Genomic DNA, 9450 nt, shown 5'->3' on the forward strand with positions numbered 1-9450 from the left:
GGCGGGGCTGCGGGCCGGGTCCCGGCGGCGCGGCTGCGGCCCGGCGACGAACCGCTGGTGCTGCGCGCAAGCCGCGCGGTGACCGCGTGGCTGTTCCACCCCGCGGCCACGGACGCAATGATCGGCGGCGCGCATCCCTCGCACCTCGATGTGACGCATCAGCCCGCGCCAGGCACGCAGGTCCGGCTGCCCGCCCCCTTGGGCGAGGTGCGCGAGGAGTTCACCGTGCCACGCGGCACCGCGCAGGCCTACCGGCTGCGCGAGGGCGAATACCTCCAGATCATCGACGTCGAGGGGCAGCAATGCTCGGATTTCACCGCGTTTCGCAGCGACGGGCTGGAGGCGGGGCGCGAATGGATGATCGACGGCACCGCCACCCGCTCGATGGTGCGCGGCGCCTATCCGGGGCCGGGGCTGCTCGACAAGTTCCACGACGCCGAGATGCGGCCCCTGCTGCAGGTAGTGCAGGACACCTGCGGACGGCACGACACCTTCGGGCTGGCCTGTACCGCGCGCGGCTACGAGGATCGCGGCTTTCCCGGCCATCTGAACTGCTCGGACAACATCTCCGAGGCGCTGGCGCCCTACGGGGTGGCGCGCCGCTCGGCCTGGCCCGCGATCAACTTCTTCTGGAACACGTGGATCGACCATGCCTCGCACCGGATCATGACCGAGGAATCCCATTCCCGCCCCGGCGATCACGTCACGATGCGCGCGCTTGAGGATCTGGTCTGCGTCTCCACCGCCTGTCCCGACGACATCGACCCGATCAACGGCTGGAATCCGACCGATGTGCATGTGCGCATCTACCGCCCCGAGACCCCCATCCGCCGCGCCGTGGCCTGGCGCGAAAAGGAAGACGCCCCGATGACCACCAGCCAGCCTTCGGCCTTTCACGCGCGGCTCGAGCCGCTGACCCGGCATTTCACGGCGGCGCGTGACCTGTGGGCGGCGGTCGATTTTCCCGCCACGGGGGCCTTAGGCGAATACTGGGCCTGCCGCGAGGCGGTCACGGTGCAGGACATGAGCAGCCTGCGCAAATACGACATCGTCGGCCCTGACGCCGAGGCGCTGCTGCAGCGGGCCACGACGCGCAACGTGGCCAAGATGGCAGTCTGGCGCGGTGCCTACACACTGATGTGCGACGAGGCCGGCACGGTGATCGACGACGGCACGCTGTTCCGGCTCGGGCCGGAGCTGTTCCGCTGGTGCTGCGGCAGCGAGGAGAGCGGTCGCGTGCTCGAGGAACTGGCGCGCGAGATGGGCGCGCAGGTGCGCATCCACGCGCTCGGTGGCGCGATGCCCAACCTCGCCGTCCAAGGGCCGCAGTCGCGCGAGCTTCTGCGCCGCATCGTCTTCACCCAGCCGCAGGTTCCCGCGCTCGGGGATCTCAAATGGTTCGGCGTCACCGTCGCGCGCCTTGGCGACCGCGAGGGTGCGCCCTTCATGCTGGCGCGATCGGGCTATACCGGTGAGCTGGGATACGAGATCTTCTGCGCCCGCGCCGACGCGCTGGCGATCTGGGACGCGATCATGGAGGCGGGCGCGGATCTGGGCGTCACGCCGATGGGCACCGAGGCGCTCGGCATGATCCGGATCGAAGCGGGGCTGGCCGCCGCGGGGGCGGAGTTCGCGCCCGGTGTGGACGCTTTCGAGGCGGGGCTGGGCTTTGCCGTTGACCTCGACAAGCCCGCCTTCACCGGCCGCGAGGCGCTGGCGCGCAACGCGCAGGCTCCGCGCCGGGTGCTCAAGGGGCTGCTGCTCGACGGGAGCGACGTGCCCCGCCATGCGAGCCCGGTGCTCGACGGCGAACGGCAGGTGGGCGTGGTGACCTCCGCCACCCGCTCTCCCACGCTCGGCCATGCGGTCGCGATCGTGCGCCTCGGGGTGGAGCATTCCGAGAATGGCCGCCGGCTGGAGATCGGCCAGATGGACGGCCGCATGAAGCGGCTTGGCGGCACGGTCGCCGACATTCCCTTTATCGATCCGCAGCGCAAGCGGGCCCGCGCCTGAGGCGCATCATCCCCCAACAGGAGACGACACCCATGAAGACAGCGTCATTCGCGACGACAGCCCTCGCGGTGCTGAGCCTGGCCGGCCCGGCCGCCGCCCAGGAAAAGGTCATGGTGGGCGAACCGAGTTGGCCCGGCGCGCGGATCATGAGCCGGATCATCGGTCAGGTGATCGAGACCCGCCTCGGCAGCGAGGTCGGCTATGCGCCGGGGGCCAACGCGGTGATCTTCGCCTCGATGGATGGCGGGCGCGGCGATATCGACGTGCATCCCGACGTCTGGCTGCCGAACCACGCCTCCTATGTCGAGGAATACGTGGAAGAGAAGGGCAGCGTCGCGCTTTCGGCCGGCAGCTACGAGGGGCGCACCGGCTTTTGCACCCCGACCTACATGGCCGAGACGCATGGCATCACTTCGGTCTACGACCTCGCGACCCCGGTCGCGCAGCCGCTGTTCGACGGCGATGGCGATGGCAAGGGCGAGATCTGGATCGGCGCGACCGGCTGGGCCTCGACCAACGTGCACAAGGTCAAGGTGCGCGACTATGGCATCGAGACCTTCCTCGAGCCGACGACCGAGGACGAGGCGGTGTTCTACGCGCGCCTCAAGGACGCGATCGAGCGCGAGGAGGGCGTGGTCTTCTACTGTTACTCGCCCCATTACGTGCACGCGCTCTACGACGTGACCATGATCGAGGAGCCCGCCCACGATCCGGCCCAATATGACATGGTCCAACCCGATAAGGACGCCGACTGGTTCAACAAATCGTCGATCACCACCGGAGATCCGGTCAAGACGGTGACGGTGGCCTATTCGGGTTCGCTCGAAGAGCGCAACCCCGGTGCCGCGGCCTTCCTCAGACAGGTCGAAATGGAGGCGGATGCGCTTTCGGAGCTGACCTACGAGGTGATCGTCGAGGGGCGCGACATGGAAGCCACTGTGGCCGACTGGCTCGCCGCCAATGGCGATTTGGTCGATGGCTGGCTGGGCCTGAATTGAACGCAACCGCCCCGCCCCCGGTCGGGGCGGCGCGCCACAAACCGGACGGGGGCGAGATGGACGGGGATATCGCGATCGACGCACGCGGCGTCTGGAAGATCTTTGGAGCGCAGGCGCATCGGGCGCTGACGGCGATCCACGAGGACCATCTGACGAAGGCCGAGGTGCTTGAGGCGTTCGACTGCGTGGTGGGGGTGGCGGATGCCAGTTTCCAGGTCGCGCGGGGCGAGCTGTTTTGCGTGATGGGGCTGTCGGGCTCGGGCAAATCGACGCTGGTGCGCCACGTCAACCGACTGCTCGATCCGACCGCCGGCGAGATCTGCATCAACGGCGAGGACGTGATGAAGCTCGACGAGGCGGGGCTGCGCGAGCTGCGCAATCGCCGCGTCGCGATGGTGTTCCAGAACTTCGGGCTGATGCCGCACCGCACGGTGCGCGACAACGTCGCCATGCCGCTCGAGATCCGCGGCGCCGGCAAGGCGCGCCGCTGGGAAGAGGCGGACCGGGTGCTGGATCTGGTCGAACTGGCCGGTTGGGAGGACAAATACGCGCATGAGTTGTCGGGGGGCATGCAGCAGCGCGTGGGCCTCGCCCGCGCCATCGCCGCCGACCCCGAGATCCTGCTGATGGACGAGCCGTTCTCGGCGCTCGATCCGCTGATCCGCAAGCAGCTTCAAGACCAGTTCATGGCGCTGTCGCGCAAGCTGGGCAAGACCACCATGTTCATCACCCATGATCTCGACGAGGCGATCCGCATCGGCCACCGGATCGCGATCATGAAGGACGGGCGCATCGTTCAGGTGGGCACGCCCGAAGAGATCATCCTCAATCCCGCCGATGATTACGTCTCGGATTTCGTGGCCGGGATCTCCAAGCTCAACCTGATCTTCGCCCATTCGGTGATGCAGCCGCTGGCGGAGTTCGAGGCGCGCCATGGCGCGGTGCCCCGGGATGCGCGGGTCGCGCATCCCAAGATGGATCTCAGCGATCTCATGAACCTCGCGGTGGACGGGCACGGCATCGTCACCGTGGCCGACGACCACAACACCGTGGGCGTCATCAACCGCGCGTGCCTTTTGCGCGCGATCCAGAACAGCCAAGCCTGAGGAGCGCGCCATGATGCATGTCGATCCGTCGCAGATCCGGCCCGAGACGAGCGCGCGGCTGGACCGCCTTGTAAGTGAGTTCGTCGATCGCTCGCCCGGTTATTACCAGCGCGTCTTCCGGCACATGATGCAGGCGCCTGGCTACCGCTTCACGCTCAATGGGGCGGCGGCACTTCTGGGGCCGATCTGGTTCGGGGCGCGCGGGCTATGGTCGTGGTTCCTCGGCGTGCTGCTCTTCGACACGCTGGCCTTCATCCTGATGGGGATGGGGCTGTTCGGCGATCTGGGCCGCGAGGCGCGGCTGCGCGCCGATCAGATCGCCCAGACGCTGGAATTGCGGCGCCAGCAGGTCGCGGCGGCCGAGGCTTCGGGCGCGGCCTCGCTCGACAATCTGCGCCGCGCGGCCGAGGCGCTCGAAGGCGCGCAGGCCGGTGCGCAGGCGGCGGCGCGCACTGCCGATGCGGGCGGCATCCTCTATTTCGCCGGTGGGCTGGCGCTGCTGGCGGCGGTCCGCTTCGGCGCGGCGGCGCTGGCCAACTGGACGCTGGAGGCGCAGTTCGCCCGGTGGCGGTCGGATCGCGGCGCGGCGAGCGGATGGTCGCGCGACCGGCTGTTCATGGCCGCGCTGCTCTCGGTGATCGTGGTGGGCCTGTCGGTGCTGAAATTCGCGCGGCCTGACGCCGTCGCGCTGCTCGAGACGTTTCCGACGGATCGCAACTGGCAGCTGCAGCTCGGCGACGGGCTGCAGGAGGTGTTCGACTGGACCAAAGATTCGGGGCGCGGCTTCTTCGATGCTGTGACGCTGGGGATGCGCACGCTGCTCGACTGGATCGAGCTGGTGCTGGTGGGCACGCCATGGCCGGTGGTAGCGCTGGTCTTCGTGATGCTGGGCTGGCTGTCGGGCGGCGCGCGGGTGGCGATCTTCACCGCCGCGGCGCTGGCCTATCTGGGCGTGCTCGATTTCTGGGAAAAGGCGATGACCACCATCGCGCTTCTGGGGGCGGCGGCATTGATCTCGATCACGCTGGGCATCCCGTTGGGGATCTACTGCGCGCGGCGGCCCCGGGTCTTCGCGGTGGTGCGCCCGGTGCTCGACTTCATGCAGTCGATGCCCTCCTTCGTCTACCTGATCCCGGTGGTGGCCTTCATCGGATCGGGCAAGCCGGCGGGGGTGGTGGCGACGATGATCTTCGGCAGCCCGCCGGTGATCCGCTTTACCGTGCTGGGCCTGCAGCAGGTGCCGGCGGCGGTGCGGGAGGCGGCGATGGCCTTCGGCGCGACGCCGCGCTACCTGCTGTGGCGGGTGGACCTGCCGCTGGCGCGCCGGACGATCATGGCGGGCATCAACCAGACCATCCTGCTGTCGCTGGCCATGGTGGTGGTGGCCTCGCTGATCGGCGCCAAGGGGCTGGGCGAGGACGTGCTGGAGGCGCTGCAATTCGCCGCCGCGGGCCAAGGCATCCTCGCGGGCCTCGCGATCCTGTTCTGCGCGCTTATCCTCGACCGGATCGTGGCGGGGCGCAGATAGCCCCGCCCGCCGCCGGAACGGGCCTCCGCAGCCTGAGGACAAGGTCTCAGGCCCATGTCCCCTTACTGGAAATACGCACCGAACTCGTTCCATAGATGATCCGCGACGGGACCTATGACCGGCCTGCGCTGGCGAAAGACGAAAACCTCGATGCCAAAGCTCAGATGGGTGTGCGGCAGGAGGATTTCCCGCAGCTGGTCTCGCGCCAACTCTTCGGCGATCATGTATTCTGGCAGACGGCCTCAACCGAGGCCGGTCACCAGCAACTTCTTCTTCATGTGCAGGTCGTCGACATACCATCGCCTCTGGCCCTTCTGGACGCCGATTTCGCGATCCAGAAGCCCGGAGGCCTGACCAGCTTCACCGGCACCCCCCGTTCATAAGAAAACCTGATATAGATACGCAGAAAATATAAATTTCAATCTGCGCTTCGGATGCCTACCTCTGAACCGGCAAACGGAGACATCCGATGAAACAGGTCATATCCCACAAAGCCGCCCGGCCCGATCGGGTCGGCCCCTTCACCATCGCCCGGGCCCTCCCGAACGAGGCGGCCCAATCGGTGGGTCCGATCATGTTGCTGGACCACCTGCCGCCGATGACCATCGCGGCGGGCGAGCTTCCCGATCCCGACGGCTCCTTCGCCCATCCGCACCGGGGCATCGCCACCTTCACCTATGTTCTGGAAGGGGCGCTGACCCATGCCGACAGCAGCGGCGGGCATGGCACCATCACCGCGGGCGGTGTGCAGTGGATGAAGGCGGGCCGCGGCATCGTGCATGACGAAATGCTGCCCGCGAAGCTGCGCCGCGAGGGCGGCAGGCTGCACAGCTTCCAGTTCTGGATCAACCTGCCCGCACGGCACAAGGCAGAGCCGGCCGAATACATGCCCGTTTCGACCGAGAAGCTGCCTGTCGTGGCCCTGCCGGGGGGCCGGGCCCAACTCAAGGTACTCTTGGGTGAATACGATGGAAGCGCATCGCCGATCCCGATCTATGCACATGAGTTCATCTGGCATCTTCGCGTCGAGCCGATGGGCGCTGCCCGGGTGGCGCTGCACCCCGATCTGCCCGTGGCGGGTTTCCTTCCCGGCCATGGCGCCGTGGTGAGCGGCACGGAGGTCGGCGCGCAGCGATATTTCGAGCTTGGCGCTGACGGGACGGAGATCGAGATCGTCAACCCGCGTGCGGAGCCGCTCGATCTGCTGTTGTTCGGCGGGGAGCCGATCACGGAGCCGGTGGCGATGCGGGGCCCCTTCGTGATGAACACCGAAGGCGAGTTGAAACAGGCCTTCCGCGAGTTCCGCGCGGGCGAATACGGCCAGATCGCCTACCAGCCCGAAACCGATTGATACCCCGGGAAAACCAGCGAGCCCCGGCGCGGAACAGCCGCATGGCCGCCAAGAAAGGAGACATCCCGTGTCCAGACGCATCGCGATCATCGGTGGCGGCTATATCGGCGCCGAACTTGCCAAAGCCCTCGACAACACCGCCGACGTTACCCTGATCGAGCCGCGCAGCCATTTCGTTCATGCCCCGGCGATGATCCGCGCCGTGGTCGATCCCTCGCTGCTCGACCGGGCGTTGATCCCCTATGACCGCCTGTTGAAGAACGGCCGCGTGATCCGCACCCGCGCGAGCGGTATCGACGCGACCGGGGTCACTCTGGAGGACGGGCAAAGGGTGGAAGCCGACCAGATCGTCGTCGCCACCGGCTCGGCCAATGCCATGCCCTTCAAGCCCGTCGGCGACGACATCGTGGGGTTGCGAAAGGCCAACCAGCGCATCCACGAACAGCTCAAGACGGCCCGCCGGGTCGGCATCGTCGGTGCAGGCGCCGTCGGCACCGAGCTTGCGGGCGAGATCGCCCATGCCATGCCGGACAAGGAGATCACGCTGATCTCGGATGCCGACCGCCTGTTTCCGACCATGCCGGAGAAGCTCGGGGCCGGGCTGGCAAAGAAGCTGCGCGCCGCTGGCGTGACCCTGATCCTCGGCAAACGGGCCCAGAACCTTCAAAGCATGACCGAGCCCCATACCGGCCGCCTGACGCTCTCCGACGGGTCGGAGCAGGAGTTCGACCTGATCTTTCCCGCCTTGGGCTCGCGCGCCAGCTCCGAACTGCTCAAAACCCTGCCCGATACGCGAAAAAGCACCGCGAACAGGGTCAAGGTGGACAAGTGGCTGCGCCCATCCGCGCTGCCGAACGTCTTTGCCGCCGGTGACGTGGCCGATGCGGGCGACGGCATGACCATCGTCGCGACGAGCCGCCAGCTTCCATGGCTCAAGACGACGCTGAAGGGGCTCATGGCGGGCAAGCCGATCCAAGAGATGAAGCCCTACAAGCCATGGGGACCAAAGGCGCCGATCCTCGTGCCGCTCGGGCCGAAACGCGGCAATTCCTTCCTCGGGCTTTTCACGGCAGGGGATCTGCTGACGCGCAAGATGAAGGGCGAGGACCTGTTCGTGACGAAGTACAACAAGCTGTTGAACCGGGCCTGAGCGGTCACAGGCCCCCGCGCCTCGAAGCATTGCCTCTGTCGAGCGCAGAGAATTGCGTCCTCATTCATTCTCGGGAAAGACGCGCTTGCATGGGAATGATGGAAGGCGCGCCCGGCCATGCGAAAAGGGCCCGGATCGGGCCGGACCCTCGTGGTCTCGCGCGCGGGAAAGGCAGGTGCCTAGCCCATGCGTTCGCTTGAGAAACTGCCCGGTGAAGCGGGAAAGACCACCGTCTTGTTACCGTTGAGAAAGACCCGGTGATGCGCATGGGCGTGGATCGCGCGGGCCAGCACCTGTGCCTCCACGTCGCGGCCGAGGCTCACATAGTCAGAGGCCGATTGCGCATGGGTGACGCGGACGATGTCCTGCTCGATGATCGGGCCTTCGTCGAGATCGGCGGTGACATAGTGCGAGGTCGCTCCGATCAGCTTCACGCCACGCTCGAAGGCCTGCTTGTAAGGGTTGGCGCCCTTGAAGCTGGGCAGGAAGGAATGGTGAATGTTGATGATCCGCCCCGACATCACCCGGCACATCTGGTCCGAGAGGATCTGCATGTAGCGCGCCAGCACGACCAACTCGGCCCCGGTCTCCTCGACGACGCGCATGATCGCGGCCTCGGCCTCGGGCTTGTTGTCGGGCGTGACCTTGATGCAGTGGAACGGAATGTCGGCGTTCACCACCGCCTTCTGGTAATCCATGTGGTTCGAAATAACCGCCACGACCTCCACCGGCAGCGCGCCGATACGCACCCGGTAGAGCAGGTCGTTCAGGCAATGGCCGAAGCGCGAGACCATGATGACGACCTTCATCTTGCAGGCCTCGTCGTGGAAGGCCCAGCCCATTTCCAGCAGCCGGGCGACGGCCTCGAACCCCTCGCGCAGCGTGTCGAGATCGGCACCTTCCTCGGGGGTGAAGCTCACGCGCATGAAGAACCGGCCCGTCGCCTGATCGTCGAATTGGGCGCTGTCGGTGATCATGCAGTCGTGCTTGGCGAGAAAGGTGGAGATGGCGGCGACGATGCCGCGCCGGGTCGGGCAGGTGACGGTCAGGCAGTAGCGGTTCATGCGGGGTCCTGTTCATCCAAGTCGAGGGGCGCGCAATCGAGCCCGTGTTGATGGCAATAGGCGCTGAGCGTGTTGGCCAAGAGGCAGGCGATGGTCATCGGGCCGACGCCGCCGGGCACCGGCGTGATCGCGCCGGCCACCTCGCGGACGGCGTCGAAATCCACGTCGCCGACGAGGCGGGTGCGCCCTTCGCCCCGCTCGGGCGCGGGGATGCGGTTGATGCCGACGTCGATCACCGTG

At 67.1% G+C, this 9450-nt stretch carries 8 protein-coding genes and 1 pseudogene; 7 read left to right on the plus strand and 2 right to left on the minus strand.

Annotated elements, in window-relative coordinates:
• The 7 genes from MBELCI_RS17355 to MBELCI_RS17385 form a co-directional block, all read left to right on the plus strand.
• Nucleotides 1–2013: DUF1989 domain-containing protein (locus tag MBELCI_RS17355; protein WP_052512771.1), on the plus strand; the 2013-nt coding region annotated here is incomplete at its 5' end.
• Between the two features lie 32 nt (nucleotides 2014–2045).
• Nucleotides 2046–3011 carry an ABC transporter substrate-binding protein gene (locus MBELCI_RS17360; protein WP_021695556.1) on the plus strand — a complete coding sequence of 322 codons (966 nt, stop codon included), beginning with the start codon at nucleotides 2046–2048 and terminating at the stop codon, nucleotides 3009–3011.
• A gap of 56 nt (nucleotides 3012–3067) precedes the next feature.
• On the plus strand, nucleotides 3068–4117 hold the full coding sequence (locus MBELCI_RS17365; RefSeq protein ID WP_021695557.1) for a quaternary amine ABC transporter ATP-binding protein: 1050 nt from the start codon (nucleotides 3068–3070) through the stop codon (nucleotides 4115–4117).
• 10 nt (nucleotides 4118–4127) lie between these two features.
• Nucleotides 4128–5645 (plus strand): ABC transporter permease, encoded by a 1518-nt coding sequence (locus MBELCI_RS17370; RefSeq protein WP_021695558.1) that lies wholly within the window; start codon nucleotides 4128–4130, stop codon nucleotides 5643–5645.
• A 95-nt stretch (nucleotides 5646–5740) separates the two neighbouring features.
• Nucleotides 5741–6028: a hypothetical protein gene (locus tag MBELCI_RS17375; RefSeq protein WP_021695559.1), complete on the plus strand. Its 288-nt coding sequence runs from the start codon at nucleotides 5741–5743 to the stop codon at nucleotides 6026–6028.
• 86 nt (nucleotides 6029–6114) lie between these two features.
• Complete coding sequence (locus MBELCI_RS17380; protein WP_021695560.1) at nucleotides 6115–6996, plus strand: pirin family protein; 882 nt, start codon at nucleotides 6115–6117, stop codon at nucleotides 6994–6996.
• Between the two features lie 67 nt (nucleotides 6997–7063).
• Nucleotides 7064–8146: an NAD(P)/FAD-dependent oxidoreductase gene (locus tag MBELCI_RS17385; RefSeq protein ID WP_021695561.1), complete on the plus strand. Its 1083-nt coding sequence runs from the start codon at nucleotides 7064–7066 to the stop codon at nucleotides 8144–8146.
• A gap of 179 nt (nucleotides 8147–8325) precedes the next feature.
• Here MBELCI_RS17385 and purU read toward each other — a convergent pair whose 3' ends face one another.
• Together purU and MBELCI_RS17395 are read right to left on the minus strand one after the other, a co-directional pair.
• A complete protein-coding gene (gene purU / locus MBELCI_RS17390) occupies nucleotides 8326–9210 on the minus strand; it encodes a formyltetrahydrofolate deformylase (RefSeq protein ID WP_021695562.1) in 885 nt (294 codons plus the stop codon).
• A pseudogene (locus MBELCI_RS17395) lies at nucleotides 9207–9450 on the minus strand (hypothetical protein); the annotation flags it as partial. The gene purU and the pseudogene MBELCI_RS17395, both read right to left, overlap by 4 nt.

The organism is Limimaricola cinnabarinus LL-001 (assembly GCF_000466965.1).
GTDB classification, from domain to species: Bacteria; Pseudomonadota; Alphaproteobacteria; order Rhodobacterales; family Rhodobacteraceae; genus Limimaricola; species Limimaricola cinnabarinus.

Bases quoted from the DNA above. Each gene is read 5' to 3' on its own strand.
- MBELCI_RS17360 (WP_021695556.1), top strand. From the start codon at position 2,046: ATGAAGACAGCGTCATTCGCGACGACAGCCCTCGCGGTGCTGAGCCTG.
- MBELCI_RS17365 (WP_021695557.1), top strand. From the start codon at position 3,068: ATGGACGGGGATATCGCGATCGACGCACGCGGCGTCTGGAAGATCTTT.
- MBELCI_RS17370 (WP_021695558.1), top strand. From the start codon at position 4,128: ATGATGCATGTCGATCCGTCGCAGATCCGGCCCGAGACGAGCGCGCGG.
- MBELCI_RS17375 (WP_021695559.1), top strand. From the start codon at position 5,741: ATGATCCGCGACGGGACCTATGACCGGCCTGCGCTGGCGAAAGACGAA.
- MBELCI_RS17380 (WP_021695560.1), top strand. From the start codon at position 6,115: ATGAAACAGGTCATATCCCACAAAGCCGCCCGGCCCGATCGGGTCGGC.
- purU (WP_021695562.1), bottom strand. From the start codon at position 9,210: ATGAACCGCTACTGCCTGACCGTCACCTGCCCGACCCGGCGCGGCATC.